The sequence below is a fragment of the Pontibacter sp. H249 genome, from assembly GCF_037892465.1.
Taxonomy (GTDB): Bacteria; Bacteroidota; Bacteroidia; order Cytophagales; family Hymenobacteraceae; genus Pontibacter.
In genome coordinates this window covers 250,834-267,695 of the sequence record NZ_JBBKTR010000003.1, presented here as the reverse complement: position 1 = coordinate 267,695, position 16,862 = coordinate 250,834, and the positions used below count along the sequence as shown (strand labels likewise).

Genomic DNA, 16,862 nt, shown 5'->3' with positions numbered 1-16,862 from the left:
TAAATGCTTATCTTTGAGGAACAACTAAACTAACTTTTTCACCCTACCATGAAGAAACGTACTTATATGAGTATGATTCTGGCGGCGGCTTTGGCCTTACCTTTAGGCACCGCAGTTGCACAGGACAAAAAAGATGACAAGAAGTGGAAAGTGGATACTGCCCACGGAAAAGAAAAAGAAATCACCGTTACCACCGACGAAGGCACCTGGATGAGCCTGGACGTAAGTCCGGATGGCAAAGAGATCGTATTCGATATGCTCGGCGATATTTACATCATGCCGATTTCTGGTGGCAAGGCAAAGCTGCTGCGTACAGGTCGCCCTTACGAAGTACAGCCACGTTTCAGCCCGGATGGCCAGTTTATTTCTTTCACTTCCGATGCAGGTGGTGGCGATAACATCTGGATCATGAAACGCGACGGCTCTGATGCCAAGCAGATTACGACAGAAAACTTCCGCTTGCTGAACAATGCTGTCTGGACACCGGATGGCCAGTATCTGATCGCGCGTAAGCACTTTACGAATACCCGCTCGTTGGGTGCCGGCGAGATGTGGATGTACCACCGCTCAGGCGGCGCAGGTGTGCAGCTCACCAAGCGCAAAAACGATCAGCAGGATGCCGGTGAGCCATTCGTGTCGCCGGACGGAAAGTATGTTTACTACTCAGAGGACATGAGCGGTGGCTCTACCTTCGAATACAATAAAGACCCGAACGGCCAGATCTATGTTATCCGCAGAGTAGACCGCAACACAGGTGAGATCGAAAATGTGGTAACTGGAAACGGTGGTTCTGTTCGCCCAACCATCTCCCGCGATGGCAAGCATATTGCCTTTGTACGTCGTGTAAGAACTAAATCTGTGCTTTTTGTGCAGGACTTGAAAACCGGGGAGCAATGGCCGATAACCGATAAGCTGAGCAAAGACCAGCAGGAAGCCTGGGCCATCTTCGGTGTGTACCCGTCTTTCTCCTGGACACCAGACAACAAGAGCATTGTGTACTGGGCTAATGGCAAGATCAACAAGATTGATATTGCCAACCAGAAGGTAACAAACATTCCTTTCGAGGCTACTGCCACGCATTACATTGCCGATGCCGTTCGCCATGACTTCAGCAAGAACGGCGGTATGTCGCCGAAACAGTTCGAAGCAAAGGCTATCCGCCATGCAGTAACCTCTCCTGATGGAAAACTACTGGTATTTAACGCAGCCGGACATATCTACAAGAAAGAGTTGCCAAACGGTAAGCCAGAGCGTATTACTAATAGCACAGACTTCGAGTTCTATCCTTCCTTCTCTCCGGATGGTAAGCACATCGTGTACGCCACCTGGAACGATGACAACTACAGCAACATCATGAAGCTGGACATCCGCAAGAAGAACCCAAAGCCGGTGAAGCTTACTTCTGAAAAAGGATTCTACTCCAACCCGGTGTTCTCACCAGACAGTAAACTGATTGTTTACAATAAAGAAAGCGGAAACAACCATATGGGCTATGCACACGGCAATGATCGTGGTATATATTACATGTCTGCTGATGGTGGCAAGCCTTCTTTTGTGCAGAAAAACGGTTCTTCGCCACTTTTCAATGCTACTTCTGACCGCATTTTCTTCACGGCCCGTGCCGGAGATAAGTATGCTTTTAAAAGTGTGGACCTGAAAGGTAAAGAAGAGCAAACGCACTATACTTCTAAGTATACCGAGCAATTCTACCCAAGCCCTGACAACAAGTGGATTGCCTTTGTAGAGTTGTTTAACGGCTATGTGGCTCCGTTTACAGCAAACGGTTCTGGCTTGGATCTAAGCGCAGAGACAAAAGCAGTTCCGGTTGCCCGCTTCACCCGCGACGCCGGTACTAGTGTGCATTGGTCAGGCGACAGCAAGAAAGTAAACTGGGTGCTGGGTGACGAGTATTTCTCGAACGACCTGAAAAACCGCTTCACTTTTGTGGAAGGCGCTCCTGATAAACTGCCTGCCATCGACACGACTGGTATGAAGATTGGTCTGGTACTGAACACGGACACTCCGGAAGGCAAAGTAGCTTTCACTAATGCGCGTATCATTACCATGAAAGGCAATGAAGTGATTGAAGGCGGAACAATTGTAGTGGACGGCAACAAAATTGTGGCTGTCGGCAAGAGTGTAAACGTTCCAAAAGATGCAAAGGTGATTGATGCTGCCGGTAAAACAATCATGCCGGGTATTGTAGACGTTCACGCACACCTGGGTACTTTCCGTTTGGGAATGAGTCCGCAAAAGCAATGGTCATACTACGCTAATTTGGCCTACGGTGTAACAACCACTCACGACCCATCATCCACTACCGAAATGGTGTTCAGCCAGTCGGAAGCCGTGAAAGCCGGAAAGATGGTTGGGCCGCGTATCTACTCTACGGGTACCATACTTTACGGTGCCGATGGTAACTTTAAAGCCGTTGTAAATGGTATTGACGATGCGCGTTCGCACCTGCGCCGCTTAAAAGCAATCGGCGGTTTCTCGGTGAAGAGCTACAATCAGCCACGCCGTGAGCAGCGCCAGCAAATTATTCAGGCTGCCCGTGAACTGGACATGACAGTAGTACCGGAAGGTGGTTCTACGTTTTTCCACAACATGAGCATGATCTTGGACGGTCACTCAGGAATTGAGCACAACATTCCGGTTGCGCCGCTTTACAAAGACGTGGTAGAAGTATGGAAAGCATCCGAAACAGGCTACACTCCTACCCTGATTGTGAACTACGGCGGTAACTCCGGTGAGTACTACTGGTATCAGAAAACCAATGCTTGGGATAAAGAACGTCTCTTGAAGTTTACTCCACGTTCTATCATTGATGGTCGTTCTCGCCGTGTAACGCTTGTGCCAGACGAAGAGTATAAGCACGGCCATATCCTAACATCAGAAGCTTGTAAGCAATTAACTGATGCCGGTATAAAAGTAAACTTGGGTGCTCACGGTCAGCTACAAGGCTTAGGCGCACATTGGGAACTTTGGATGCTGCAGCAAGGCGGCATGACAAACCTGGAGGCGCTTCGTGCCGCTACTTTAAACGGTGCAGAATACCTGGGCATGGGCAAAGAACTAGGCTCATTAGAAGCCGGTAAACTAGCTGACTTAATCGTGCTGGACCAGAACCCATTGGAGAACATCCAGAACACCGAGCACGTGAAGTATACCATGGTGAATGGTCGCCTGTACGATGCCGCTACGATGGCAGAAATGGGCAACTATAACAAGCAGCCAGGCAAGTTCTGGTGGGAAAACAGCCGTACTGCTACTGCTTTTGATTGGCACGAAGGTACCGACACCCGCTTCGAAGGTATTGCCGGTGAACATTGTACTTGCCGTCATTAACATAAATAGGTATAAAGTATAGAAAGCGGCTGCTCCTGGTGGGGCAGCCGCTTTTTGTTTTAACATACCTCGCGGTATATGAAGGTTCCGCGAGCGTCTAACTTATGAAGCAGAAGGTCCTCAAATTGTCAGACGCTCGCAGAAGCTGCGCACGCTGCGAGCGTCTGTTAAAACCATTGCGTTACAACTAGTTTTACATTATCTTCCATAAAAGAAACAAACTTATGAACCGCTATCTTTCTCCTATACTTCTGTTTTTACTTACTTCCTGTAACACCAATGCTGAACAGGTAAATAATGAAAGACCTTCTGCAACTATAGCCGAGTTAAAGGCAGAAGTAAACCCATCGGGTAAAACAGTAGCGGAAAGATTTCCTGCACCACAAGGTTTCAGCAGAGTTAAACCACCTGCAAGTTCATTTGCAACCTATCTACAGAACTTCAAGCTTAAGCCACACGGAGCTAGCGTGTACTACTATAATGGCGCAGTAAAGCCGAATGATGGTATCTATGATGCAGTACTGGATATTGATGTGGGCAACTATGATCTGCAGCAATGTGCAGATGCCATTATGCGCTTAAGGGCAGAGTACATGTATGGGCAGAAGCGCTACAACGACATACACTTTAATTTTACGAACGGCTTTAAAGCAGACTATAATAAGTGGCAGCAGGGCTATAGAGTAAACGTAAAAGGAAATAATGTAAACTGGACTAAGAAGGCGGCACCAGCTATAAGCTATAGTTCGTTTCGGGAGTATTTGAAAATTGTTTTTACCTACGCTGGCACGCTTTCATTAGAGAAAGAAATGAAAGCTATCACCATAGATAACTTGCAAATCGGAGATGTGTTTATTAAAGGCGGCAGTCCGGGCCATGCAGTTATAGTAATGGATATGGCTGTAAATGAGCAAACGGGTGAGAAGCTTTTTATACTCGCGCAAAGCTACATGCCTGCTCAGGAAATACAGATTCTTAAAAATCCAATGAATCCAAATACCAGCCCGTGGTACAATACAAACTTCAAAGGACCACTTCTTACTCCTGAGTGGACTTTTCAGAAGAGTCAGTTAAAGCGGATCTAACTCATTTGCAGAAACCATGGCGCGAGCGTCTACGCTCGCGCCATGGTTTCTGCAATAAAATCAGCAACAAATAGCTACTCCTTCACCGCCGCCAGTACTCGCTTAAACAACTCATTCTGCTTTCCATCATGCCAACGCCATACAATCACAATATCATGCTCCGGGTCTATCCATACAGTATTCTGTCCGGCGCCTAAGGCTGCGTAACTAATAGTAGGGGCATCCGGCCAGGCCTTGCCTTCGGTGTTCAGCCACCACAGGTAGCCGTAATCTAAGCCAACATTGCCGCGTGTGGTTGCTTCTTTTATCCATTTCTCCGACACCAGCTGCTTGTCTTTCCAGCGGCCATTGCGCAGGAACAGGTAACCGAAACGGGCTTCGTCGCGGGTGTTTATCCAAAGGCCACCACCCCAGCGCGTGCCGCCACTTACAGATGGCATTTGCTTGCCGTTTATCTCTACAATAGAGTTTTTATAAGGCACCCACTTCCAGGTTTCTGAGGCGTTTATCGGGTCCATAATTTCGTCCTCCAGCACTTCCGGCAATGGCTTCTCCCACAGGCGTAGCAGCGATAAAGCAAAACGGTTGATACGGGTATCGTTGTACTCATAAAAGCTGCCGGGTTCTTGGATCTCACGTGGTTTGCGCTCTCCACGGCCAAAGGCTTCTTTGCCTATGAAGTCATGCTTTTTACCCCACATTTCTCCTTCCCATTCCGATGTTTGTCGCGCATGATGCTCCCAGGTTATTTTGCGGTTGTGCTCCGAATCATAACCGCCGTCGTTTACATACTTTGCCACCGGGTCGTTTATACTTTCTATCATGCCTTTGTCGATGGTAAGGCCAAGTATAGTAGACAAGAAGCTTTTAGCAACACTATAAGTTGGGTCAACAGCTTTGGTATCTCCCCACTCAGCTACAATGTAGCCGTTTTTTAAGATGATACCGTTTGTAGTAGCGCGTGTAGTTGGTAGCGGGCCAAGCGGTTCTCCAAAAATCTCTTTTTGGGTAGAGAAATCTTTTTCGATCTGCGTTGTTTCCTGCATCTTCGCCCACTCCACAGCCTCTTGCAGCAAAGCGGGATCCATACCTACCTCTTCCGGATTTTTGCGTTCCCAATTGTCACCTTCTTCAGGATAATAATATTTAGTTTCGGATGCTGATTGGGTTTGTGCAGTAGTGGTTGTTTGCTGTGGTTGCTGCTGGCAGGCAGATAAGCCAAGGGCGAACACCAAAGCAAATACAGTATTTTTAAGCATAGCTTTCAGGTTATGTATACCTGCTCAATCTACGAAATTAGCTGCACATGTTCTAACCTAGAACCCGAAGAGTAAACCTGACCTAAGTCCGGTTTTTACTTTTACCAGCCTCCACCTTTTCTGCGGCCACCAAGTATGCCTCCAAGCAAGCCGCCTAACCCTCCGGAACCCATGCTGCCGTAGCCACGCCTGCCGTTTAATCCGCCAAGTATAGATGCCATAGAACCCATTCCGCTGGATCTGCGGTAGCCCCCGCCTCCCATCATTCCGCTTAACAAGCCGCCTAACAGACCACCAGTAGCCATGCCTCCCATACCACCCATCATACCTCTGCGCCTGCCACCGCGCCGCATCATGCCGGCAATTACAAGCGGCGCTACAACTCCTAACATGCCTTTCACCATGCCCGGGGAGATTCCAGCATTTTTAAACATATCCCCAAAACCATTTTTGTTCAGGAATGCGTTGGAAGTTGGGTCTTCGCCGTGCTGTTGTGCATCCTCAGCCTTATTCACATACTGCTCCAGAATGCTGTACTGCTTCTGATCCACCTGCAGGTAGTCAGCAATTTCTTGTATGTGCTTTTGCTCATCAGGGGTATACTTTCCATCGGCTTTCGCGAAGGCGATGATATCTGAAATAAACGGGAATCGCAGCTGACTCTGCTTTAGCACATCCAGGCATTTTTGCAGGTTTATCTGCGAGGGATTCTGTGCAATCTGCACCACCTCCTGCTCCACGTTTTCAGGCATCTCTGCGGCTTCGCATAGTATACCCAAAAACTCCAGCTCTTCTTCCGATGCCTTGCCATCTACAGCGGCCACAGTAGCCAAAGCGCCTAGATAGGCACCTTTCTCTTCGTTGGAGTAATCCTTCAGTAAAACGGTTTCTTCTTGTTCCATAGCTTTTTATTGGTGTAAAATAAACTTAACGACAGGCGATTACTTAAGTTGAACGGGTTACTGCATAAAAAGCAGAAGGCCCTGCGGCATGTGCCACAGAGCCTTCGTAAACTATCAGAAAGGAAATTTATTTCATCGGTACTTCCATCAGCAGAAGTTCTGCATCGGCATCAGCCTTTATGGTAAAGCTATCAGCATCAGTTATTTCCATGCCATCGCGCTTGCTAAGCTTTTCACCGTCTATCTCTACTTCCCCTTCCAACACAAAAGCATATACACCGTGCGCCGCGTCGTGCAACTTATACTCCTCAGCGAAACCAGGTTTTAGGCTTCCAAGCGTGAACCAAGCATCCTGATTGATCCAGATGGCACCGTTATCTTTCTCTGGCGATACTACCGTTTGCAGCTTGTTCTGGCGGTCTTCTGGCTTAAAAGACTTTTGATCGTAACGCGGTTTTATTCCACGCTCTTTCGGAAACACCCAGATTTGCAGAAACTTTACCTGATCGGTTTTAGAGTAGTTATACTCTGAGTGTACAATTCCTGTACCCGCCGACATAATCTGTACCTCGTTTGTGCGAATGGTTTTCTCATTGCCGGTGCTGTCTTTATGTGCTAAAGCTCCTGCCAAAGGTATAGAAACAATCTCCATGTTATCATGGGGATGTGCGCCAAAACCCATGCCCGGTGCTACGGTATCATCGTTTAGCACACGCAGCAGGCCAAAACCCATGCGCTCCGGATTGTAGTAGCTGGCAAAGCTGAAGCTGTGGTAAGAATTCAGCCAGCCGTGGTTGGCGTGGCCGCGTGTGTTAGCTCTGTGGATTACTTTCCTGCTCATAGTTTTATACTTATTTCTGCTCCCATTTACCGTTAAATACAATTTCGTTTAAAGGCTTACGCTGCCGTGGTGCTAACTCTCTTGCCTTAAGCTGCTCCGGTAATTGCTCCGGATCGCCAACATACCCCACAGCACCCATTGCTACAGGTTCAAAACCTTCCGGAATTTCAAGTACCTCACGTGCCTTGGTAGCGTTATAGCCTCCCATTAAATGCACATGCAGGTCCAGCTCTGTAGCCTGCAGCACCAAACTGGCTGTTGCCATGCCTACATCATGCCATGCATGGCCGTTAGGGTTTCCGTTAAAGTCATACGTTTTTTTAGCTACCGACACAAAAAGTACCGGAGCATTTTTTGCCCACACCTGGTTTGCCTCCACCAGACAGCTAAGCAGGCGGTCATAAGCTTCTTTATCATCTTTAGTAGCATAGATAAAGCGCCACGGCTGCTCGTTCATGGCAGATGGTGCCCAGCGTGCTGCCTCAAAAAGAGAATCGATTTGCTCCTGCTCTACAGCGGTATCAGCGAACGCTCTTGGGCTCCAACGTTTCTCGATTAGGTTATGAATTGCTATATTAGTTTCTGTTGATGTCATGTTTATACTTTTTTAGGTTGTCTCATGATATTGCGATGCAACAACGTCACAAATTTAATGTACGTACATTTAATGTACAAACATAACATTAATTTTATTTCATGAGTTCCTACTATTTAAGTCTAAAGATTTTAAAAGGAAACTTAGTGGGACGATATAAGTTTAGACTCATACCCCTAAAGTATAAATTAGAAATGCCGTAGGCTTTAAATGAGAGTCTACAGAAAAAGGTAAAACTACAAAGCCTCGAGGTGTCTTTACGACCCGCGAGCGTCTGAAAAGTTAGAAAATTGAAAAGTTTGGTATACAGATATTCACTCTTCCACTCATTCTGAATTTGCCTGCCTCTATAGGCACAACTATTCCACCCCAGACGCTCGCAGTATCTTTGGACACTACGAGTTCTTTATCATCAGAAGAAATAAGACGCAAAGTATTGTGCCTATTCAATGTATTGTGCCTATTCAATCCGAAACACGAATAACTTATACCTAAACTCCCAGCTTCCTGAGAGCCAGCAGGCAAAGCGCTACAGAACCAGACACACAGATCTTACCACTAAGCACCATACTTTCTACCTCATCAATCGGCACTTTTAGTACCTCTATACTTTCGCTTTCGTCCAGGTCTTGTTCTGCTACTTTATAAGCGTTTCTGGCCAAGTAAAAGTATATCTTATTTGTGTCTTTGGTTGGGTTATCAATCACCTCCGCCACCAATTCCACATCATCCGAAGTATAGCCGGTTTCTTCGAGTAACTCACGCTTTGCGGCCTCCTGAGGGTAATTTTCATGTGCATCGATCACACCGCCTGGCAATTCCAAAAAAATACCAGCTGCAGCATGTTTATACTGGCGCACAAAAATTACCTCACCGCTTTCAGTTACCGGAAACGTGAGAACCACGTCGGGCCGTACGCTTACGTAATAATCATCCATCACAATGCCATTGGGTAGTTCTACCTCATCTCGGCGCAGTTTGTACCATTTATCATCAAATACAAGTTCAGATTTAAGCACTTTCCAATGCTTTGTACTTGGGGTGTGTTTATTTGCAGACATGCTTGCAAGTTAAATGAATAGACGTAAAAAAAGCCACACTTACTTTGCAGCAAGCGCGGCGATGCTGGATTTTATACTTTTATACTTTATTGCTGGCCGCTTGAGTTAACCATATAAGTATTTTTTTCGGCTACTTTCGTCTTTACCGCCTCCTGCCAGTCCTGCCCGGTAGCAGAAAGATACTCCGACAGGTTCCATTGCTGTTGCTGCTTCAGTTGCTCATCTACCTCCAAAATATACAGCTCATGCCCCGGCTGCAACGTTACCCTGAACCCACAGGAGCGCAGCATGGCTTCAATGGCGGCATGGTTTGGAGCCCACCAATTGGTAACATCTCCGGCCATGCGTTTCTCGATAAATGCCATTTTAGGCCAGCCTTCATCAAGCATGCGCTTGCGGTCATTTATCCCGAAATCGTTGGGCACATTGGCTACTTCTTTACCTGGCATAGTGAGCGTCTGAAACACCATCATGTTGCGGCACTTCTGCGAAAGTATGTCCAGCGAAAGCAAGGGGTAACGCAGGTGGTACAGCACTCCCATGTACCAGATCAAGTCAAATTGACGATCCAGTCGGGCCAAATCGTATACCTGCATCTGCTTTAGCTCAATTTTTTCTTGTAAGCCAAACTGCTTTGCTACCCACTCGGCCTGACGCAGGTAATGCGGATCTACATCAATACCCAGCACATTAGCACCGCGCTTGGCCAGCTCTATACTATAAAACCCGGCGTTGCAGCCAATATCCAGCACTTGCCAACCACTTAGGTCCTGAGGTATGTGTGGCTCCAGCTCCTTCCATTTAAAGTATGGAAAATCTCCTAAAGTATGGTTGGGTGCGGTTTGTTCTCCGTTGGGTAGGTGTATGTTGTGGAACCAGGGTCCTAACTGCGCTATCTCCTGCTGCATTTCGATAAGCATTGTAAAAATGTATGAAGATGTATCAGCTTACGAAGGCGCAATAATGAATGATACAAAAGAAAAAAGGGCGCCTTGTTTGGGCTACCCTTCATCACGTGATATTTATCATTACCCTTAAAAGGCTACAGAGGTTACAGTAATTTTAGATTTTCTCACTGTCATCAGCTTTTCTGCGTAGCTTACCAGTTCCTGCGCCCTGTGTGCGGCGGTATGGTTTTTCAGCACTTTCCGGCGAGCACGTTCACCAATTAGCTTTCGCTCAGATTTACAGATCTCACGCAGGTAGCACAAGGTATCTTTCGCTGATTTTGCTACCAAGATCTCCTCTCCAATCTTAAAGAAGCTGTTTAGGCCGTCCCAGTAGTCCGAAATAATGGGTGTGCAGCAAGCCGCTGCCTCGAACAACCGCACGCTCGGTGAGTAACCAGCCTTAATCATGTCGGCCCGGGTTATGTTTTGCGTAAAGCGTTGGCTGTTGTAAAAATGCCTGTGCTCTGCCGGTGGCAGGTGGTGTAAATGCTGCGTATTTTCCGGCCATTTTATACTTTCCGGGTACTGCGGACCAGCCACTACAAACCTGCCTTCTTTCCATTCACGGGCCGCATCCAGCATCAGCTTCTCCAGCGGAGGCTGGCGGTCGTCGGAGTAAGTGCCCAAGTAACCTAAATCCCACTTTATTTCTCTTAACTCCGGATAGTATAACGTTGGATCGAAGGAGCAGTAAAGCGGCCTTACCATCGGTGAGCCATACTTTTTCTGCAGCACATCCAGCGTTGGCCCACCGGTAAACGATAAGTACAGATCATACTTTGGTATCAGGTTCGGGTGCAGGTACTCGTAGTCTTCACGTTCCAGCTTTGCCAGTGTTACCGGCGTATCGATGTCGTAGAAAGATTTTATACCTTGGGCCGTTTTGATCACCCACTCGCCGACCTGCACACCCTCCGGCACATACGATCCTACCATTACAAAGTCAGCCTCACGCACATGCTCGGTAAAACGCTGTTTCAGGTCATTCAGCGAAGTATAAAGCTCGAGCTGGCAGTACTCCGGGTTTGTTAGGTCGCGATGGCTGGCATACCACGGCACGTCCCGCTCCAGAAAAGTTATTTGATGACCTTGATTATTCAGCTCGCGCACCAGCCCCCGAAAGGTAGTGGCGTGGCCGTTGCCCCAACTGGAGGTGATAGACAAACCTAGTATAACGATGTTCATGCCAATGCTTCGTTTGGTTGTTTAACTTTCGCGTACAGCAGTTTCTCGAGCTGTTCAGCCCTGTGGTTGTAGGTATGCGCGGCGAGTGCTTTTTTGTAAGCGGCCTCTCCTACGGCTTTAGCTTTTTGTTCTGACAAGCCTGAAAGTATGGCGGCAACTTCGGCTCCGTCTTTAGCTACCAGAATTTCCTTATCAGGCTCAAAAAAGAAATCGATGCCCTCCCAATAATCAGTGATGATGCAGACTCCGGCTCCGGCTGCCTCAAACACACGCGTGGCCGGCGAAAAACCATAACGGGCCATACTTTCGCGGCTGATGTTGAGCACGGCTTTTGGTGTGCAGTTAAAGGCGTTATGGTCTTTGGTGTACACGTGGCCGATGTAGGTTACGTTCTCCGACATCTGCTTATCGCCCCAGCCGCTACCCCCTATAATAAACTTCTTGTTTAACTCCAGCGCTGCCGGCTTCAGGAAAAACTCATCTACACGCGCCTCACGGTCTGGCAAACGGTTACCCAAAAAGGCAAGGTCGCAATCAAAGAGTGCATCAGGCGCCACCGGAAAATGCGTAGCTGTATCTAAGGCATTATAAATCGGCACGCACTTTTTAGCACCCAAGGCTTCGTAAGCGTTTACCACTGGGTCGCCACCGCCATAAGTCAGAATCATATCGTATTGCGGAATCAGCTGCAAGAAAGGGTCATTTGGGTTGTTGTGCACACGATCCAATGTCGCAGGGGCATCTACATCCCAAAACACCACTAAGCGATTATCATTCTGCAATTTAAGCACCTCACGCTCCAGCAACTCATCGAACACACCTACGCCGCTGGCCTTTACGACCATGTCGGCATCTGCTGCGGCTTCTAAACACTTGTGGGCTGCTTCTTCTGTGGCCTCATACACTACTACTGTTGCCCAATCCGGGTCGTCCATGTCGCGGTTTTGCTGGCGGTCATAAGCATCAGGTTCATAGAATGTAATATGATGGCCGCGCTCGTTTAGGGCACGCACAATACCGCGGTAATAAGTGGCTGCACCGTTCCAATAAGCCGATACAAGGCTAGAGCCAAAGAAAGCGATGTTCAGCTTTTTATTCTTCATGCAAGGCTTGCTCTTTTGTGGTGAGATAAATTTTTGATGCTCTAATACCCAACTCCTCACATACTTTTTCCAATTCATCCACGCGGTGGGCACAGGTATGGCGGCTGTTTATAGTATGGAAACCGTGTCCTGATACTTCACAAGCTTTCTGCGGATCATTCAGTATTGCTTGCAGGTGCTTTTTCATCTCTTCGCCGTTGCGGGCCACTAAGAAATCCTCGCCAGGTGCAAACAGATTTTCAGCATCATCCCAAGGAGATGAAATGAGCGGAATACCACAGGCCATGGCCTCGAACGGACGAATAGTCGGGATGCCCGGCAGCGCTTCTACATAAGGTCTACGCGGTACGTGCACGGTAACTTTATACTTGGCAAACTCTTCCGGTGCCTTATAATTTGGCAGCCAACCACCGTACTCGATACCTGCATCTGCCAAGGCTTTACGAGCATGCTCCGGGTAACGAACTCCATAGATTTTCGCCTTCAGTCCCAGTTCTTTTACCGGGTTTATCAGAAATTCGTGCAGTTCTGCGGTACGCTCCTCATCTCCCCAGTTACCGATCCAAACCAGGTCTCCTTCATACTTTTTCCTTTCGTGTGGGTAGAATACTGAGGTGTCAGCAGCTTCGTGCCAGGTCCAGGCTTTTTTAGTCCAGCCCTCCTGTAAGTATAAATCGCGTATCTTTTGACCGAACGCCAGCACACCGTCGTAGTGTGTTAGGTCATATTTGGCCATACTTTCACGCTCGGTTACGGCGCGGTGGTGGGTGTCGTGGAAAAGCAGCTTATACTTTGCGCCGCTGGCTCTGTGATCGCCAATGCGTTTTACCAACTCGTGCTCGTTCCATTCGTGCACCAGCACCAGGTCTGCACCTTTCAACGCGGCATCCAGATTTATACTTCCCAGTGTATAAAAATTGGTATTGATGCCCGGATAATATTGCTGCAATTCGTCCAGCTTTTCCTTTCCATAACCATCAATCAGGTTTTGCAAACTCCAGCCATTCTCCGGCTCATACACCTGCACCTGGTGGCCCCTTTCCTCCAGTTCTTTTACAATGCCTCTGAGAAAGTGTGCGTTGCCATGGTTCCAGTCAGAAAGTATGGAATGGTAGAAAAGGACTATATGCATATTTAATTCTGAATGAGTGGATAAGCGATCGAGTGAATGTGGCGATTAAAATGAGTGGATGAGCAACTGAGTAAGTGCTATATTGTCATTCGACCTACGGGACAAATCTGATACAGTGTGGAATCATGAAATACTCCATATTTTTCACTTTGCTCGAAATGACATAAAGGTTTTTACTGTCATTTAATAATCAACAACCTAGCAATCAGCAATTAAGTCATCCACTCAATTAAAACTACACCGTCACTGTCTGTTTCATAATCTGGCGGTAGATGTGGTCGTAATCCTGGCCCATTGGAGTAGAAGTATACCCATGAGAGCGTTTCACAGCGCGGCATGCCATAATGTTTCTGCCAAACTCATCATCTATCAAGTTATTAATGGTATCGCGCAGTTCGTCGGCACTGTTTGGGTTAACATACTTAGCCGCGTTACCCCAAATTTCGGCCTGGCTATCTGTCTTGCCCACCACTAAAGCACAACCCGACATGGCAGCCTCTAAAATGGTTAAGCCAAACGGTTCATACTTGGCTGGCAAAGCATAAATAGAGGCTCTGGACAACCAATCTGACACTTCTTTTTCTGACAGTTTTCCAAGAAAATGCACGTTTTCCAGGTCAACGGTTTTACCTGTAGCCGGGTGCTTATCGTCGCCGGCAATGTATACTGGCCAGCTTAACTCAGAGGCAATATGGGCTAACATCGAAATGTTTTTAGCTTCGTCCCATACGCGGCCCATGCTGAACACGAAAGGCTCTTTTTTACCGAACTGAAATCCGTACTGTCCGCGCCCGTTGTAGATTACAGCACTTTTCTTGAATGGCCCATAAAGTGTAGTTGCCTGGTTCATCATAGCTTGAGTAGGGGCAACTACCATATTGGCAGCCTGAAGGCCACGCGTTACCAGCTCCTTATACTTATCCCATGATTTTGGGGCTTCTTCGTCTTTTACCGCTTTCCACCACGAGAGTACACACGAATGCACCACCACAACTGTTGGCACTCCAAACTCCAATGCGCCATGCGCCATGCTGTTTAAGTGCACCAGGTCTGGCTGCACCTGGTCCTTTAACTCCAGCAGCCACTGGCCAGCTTTTTCAACATCATCCCAGGCATTATCCATCCACTCGAGCTTATAGCTGCTTTCGTAAACAGTCAGATTATCAATATCCTCTGCCTGGCGGCGCTGCTCTTCTGTAAGGGGTGCGCCCATGGTAGCTAACGCTACCTCTGTTTTAAATGGGGCTAGTGCTCTAACAAGCTCCAGCGAATAATTCCAGACGCCACCTACTGTGTCAGCCGTCATCAGGATCTTTGAAGGGTGATGTGCTTCCATAATCTATCTTCCGTAAATTTTATCTAATACTTCTGCTACTTTTATAAATTCCTCGGCTTTCTCATCAAAGCCATCTCCTTTGGCTACACGCTCTGCCCATACTACACCGGCACGGCCCATCCACTCATCGGGAGGTGCACATAATTGCTCAGTTTTAGTACCGTAGTAGCGCTCTGCCACAAAGTCGTAAAAAGAACCGTTGATGTTTTTAAAGGCTACGCCGCCCTCAGTACCGTAGAACGTAGTGCTGATGATCGCTTCTTGTCCGGCTGGTAAATTCCAGGAGCAGCTTAACTGTATGTGCGTATTGCCTTCCAGTTCTATACTTGCCGTAGCGTAATCTTCTACCTTGCCCTCGGCCATACTTATGGGCTTGCCTTTTGCAAACAGCTGGCTATGCACCTGCTTTACCTCCGGGAAGTTCATACTCCAAAGCGCCAGGTCTACTAAATGCACACCTAAGTCTATCACACAGCCTCCCCCGGAAAGCTTCTGCTCGTAAAACCAAGCCTTATCAGGACCATAAGCGTTATGAAAAACCAGTTCAACTGCATAAATCTGTCCTAGCTCTCCGCTTTGTACTACTTTAAATACCTCCTGCATAGCTGCAGTGAACCTGTAAGATAAGTCTACTCCCAGCAGTTTATTTTGAGCACGAGCGGCTTCAACTACCCGTTTGGTTTCTTCTACGTTGCGGCCCAGGGGCTTCTGGCAGAAAACAGACTTACCGGCCTCTAACGAAAGTATACTTTGCTCTGCATGAAAAGCACTTGGCGTAGCTATCACTATACCTTCTACGTCAGGCTCCTGTAGCATTGCCTCCAACGAGTTAACCTGTTTTGCTGCCGGGGCACTCTTCATAGCTTCTTCTGCATTTGGTGCAGCGGTATCAGAGATAAAAGTTACTTCGCCTACTCCCTTGTTCGCTATGGCCTCCATACGGTTACGGCCAATCCAACCTACGCCTAGAAAGCCTAGTTTTAGTTTGCTAACAGTAGATGATGAAGAAGCTGAGACAGTTGCCCCATTGTCAAGTATAGTTTCCTGCATTGTTTAGTATATTATCAGGGCTTTCACGAAGCCGTCGGGGCGCTGCGTTAGCTGCCCGAATCCTTTATTTATGTCATTTAAAGTATAAGTATGGGTGTAAAGCTTGTCAGGGTTGATAGTGCCTTGCTCTACTGCCTTCACGGCATCTTTAATACCTTGTATATATATTTGAGGGTCGCGCTCATGAGCATTGATCACATCAAGCCCGCGCCAGTTCCAGAGTTGAATGTTTACCTGTCGCATGCCATCCTGATGGAAGCCGGCGATGATGAGTTTGCCGCGTTCAGTGCATAGCTCGCCAGCCAGGTTTAAAGGCCATTCTTTTCCGGTGCACTCTACTACGCGTTCACAGAACTTTCCGTTGGTCAGTTCCTTCACTTTTTCGATAATTTTGTAATGGTCATCCATTTTAACCACTTCATCGGCACCGCATTCTTTAGCCACATCCAGCGAGAAGTCTCTTTGTGAGATGGCAATTACTTTTGCGCCGGCATTTTTTGCAAGTTGCACCAGTAGCGCCCCCAGAAAACCAATTCCAAGTATGGCTACTGTTTGGCCGGCGCTGATATCGCTGCGTTTAAAGATATTCATGGCACAACCCAAGGGCTCCCCCGGAAACGGTTTGCCAGCCAACGTATCTGGCAGTTTTACTACTTTATCAGCATCTGCCAGGTCATACTCAGCAAAAGAATTATACGATAAGGCTGCTACTCTATCGCCTGGTTTCATATTTTCAACACCTTCGCCTACGGCATCCACAACACCCCAACCTTCGTGACCGGGATTACCGGCAGCCACCGGGTAATTGAACCACTCGCGGCCTTCCCATAGCGGAATACTGGAGGCACAGAGACCGCAGCCCTCCAGGCGCAGGCGAACCTGTCCTTTCTGGGGCTCCGGCAGAGTTACCTCCTGTACTTCTATACTTTTAGGAGCCGCAACTACAGCAGCTCTCATAGTATTTTGTGGCGCAGTGTTTACAGCTCTATCTTCTGTAGTAAGTGTGTCTTGCATA

Annotated in this window: 14 protein-coding genes; 2 read left to right on the top strand and 12 right to left on the bottom strand. The window is 47.6% G+C overall.

Going from position 1 to position 16,862, the window contains the following annotated elements; genetic code table 11:
* Positions 1-72: 72 nt before the first annotated feature.
* The gene (locus tag WG943_RS05955; protein WP_445323623.1) at positions 73-3,348 is read left to right on the top strand and encodes an amidohydrolase family protein; all 3,276 of its coding nucleotides are present in this window, start codon (positions 73-75) and stop codon (positions 3,346-3,348) included.
* A gap of 224 nt (positions 3,349-3,572) precedes the next feature.
* A complete protein-coding gene (locus WG943_RS05950; RefSeq protein WP_340407460.1) occupies positions 3,573-4,433 on the top strand; it encodes a DUF4846 domain-containing protein in 861 nt (286 codons plus the stop codon).
* Positions 4,434-4,507: 74 nt separating this feature from the next.
* Here WG943_RS05950 and WG943_RS05945 read toward each other — a convergent pair whose 3' ends face one another.
* The 12 genes from WG943_RS05945 to WG943_RS05890 form a co-directional block, all read right to left on the bottom strand.
* Positions 4,508-5,692, bottom strand: coding sequence for a serine hydrolase domain-containing protein (locus WG943_RS05945; protein ID WP_340407459.1), 1,185 nt, complete (start codon positions 5,690-5,692; stop codon positions 4,508-4,510).
* A gap of 101 nt (positions 5,693-5,793) precedes the next feature.
* Positions 5,794-6,594: a tellurite resistance TerB family protein gene (locus WG943_RS05940; RefSeq protein ID WP_340407458.1), complete on the bottom strand. Its 801-nt coding sequence runs from the start codon at positions 6,592-6,594 to the stop codon at positions 5,794-5,796.
* A 127-nt stretch (positions 6,595-6,721) separates the two neighbouring features.
* A complete protein-coding gene (locus tag WG943_RS05935; RefSeq protein ID WP_340407457.1) occupies positions 6,722-7,435 on the bottom strand; it encodes a pirin family protein in 714 nt (237 codons plus the stop codon).
* Between the two features lie 10 nt (positions 7,436-7,445).
* Complete coding sequence (locus WG943_RS05930) at positions 7,446-8,030, bottom strand: nitroreductase family protein (RefSeq protein ID WP_340407456.1); 585 nt, start codon at positions 8,028-8,030, stop codon at positions 7,446-7,448.
* A gap of 491 nt (positions 8,031-8,521) precedes the next feature.
* Positions 8,522-9,091 carry an NUDIX hydrolase gene (locus WG943_RS05925; RefSeq protein ID WP_340407454.1) on the bottom strand — a complete coding sequence of 190 codons (570 nt, stop codon included), beginning with the start codon at positions 9,089-9,091 and terminating at the stop codon, positions 8,522-8,524.
* An 86-nt stretch (positions 9,092-9,177) separates the two neighbouring features.
* Entirely contained in the window at positions 9,178-10,011 is an 834-nt protein-coding gene (locus WG943_RS05920; protein ID WP_340407452.1) for a TIGR04290 family methyltransferase, read from the bottom strand.
* Positions 10,012-10,125: 114 nt separating this feature from the next.
* Positions 10,126-11,226, bottom strand: coding sequence for a CgeB family protein (locus WG943_RS05915; protein ID WP_340407450.1), 1,101 nt, complete (start codon positions 11,224-11,226; stop codon positions 10,126-10,128).
* Positions 11,223-12,329 (bottom strand): CgeB family protein, encoded by a 1,107-nt coding sequence (locus WG943_RS05910; protein ID WP_340407448.1) that lies wholly within the window; start codon positions 12,327-12,329, stop codon positions 11,223-11,225. Before WG943_RS05910 ends, WG943_RS05915 begins: the two co-directional genes overlap by 4 nt.
* Positions 12,319-13,461, bottom strand: coding sequence for a CgeB family protein (locus WG943_RS05905; RefSeq protein ID WP_340407447.1), 1,143 nt, complete (start codon positions 13,459-13,461; stop codon positions 12,319-12,321). The genes WG943_RS05910 and WG943_RS05905 overlap by 11 nt, the downstream gene beginning before the upstream one ends.
* A 235-nt stretch (positions 13,462-13,696) precedes the next feature.
* Positions 13,697-14,797, bottom strand: coding sequence for a glycosyltransferase (locus WG943_RS05900; RefSeq protein ID WP_340407445.1), 1,101 nt, complete (start codon positions 14,795-14,797; stop codon positions 13,697-13,699).
* Positions 14,798-14,800: 3 nt separating this feature from the next.
* On the bottom strand, positions 14,801-15,847 hold the full coding sequence (locus WG943_RS05895; protein ID WP_340407443.1) for a Gfo/Idh/MocA family protein: 1,047 nt from the start codon (positions 15,845-15,847) through the stop codon (positions 14,801-14,803).
* 3 nt (positions 15,848-15,850) lie between these two features.
* A complete protein-coding gene (locus tag WG943_RS05890; protein WP_340407441.1) occupies positions 15,851-16,861 on the bottom strand; it encodes an MDR/zinc-dependent alcohol dehydrogenase-like family protein in 1,011 nt (336 codons plus the stop codon).
* Position 16,862: the final 1 nt, after the last annotated feature.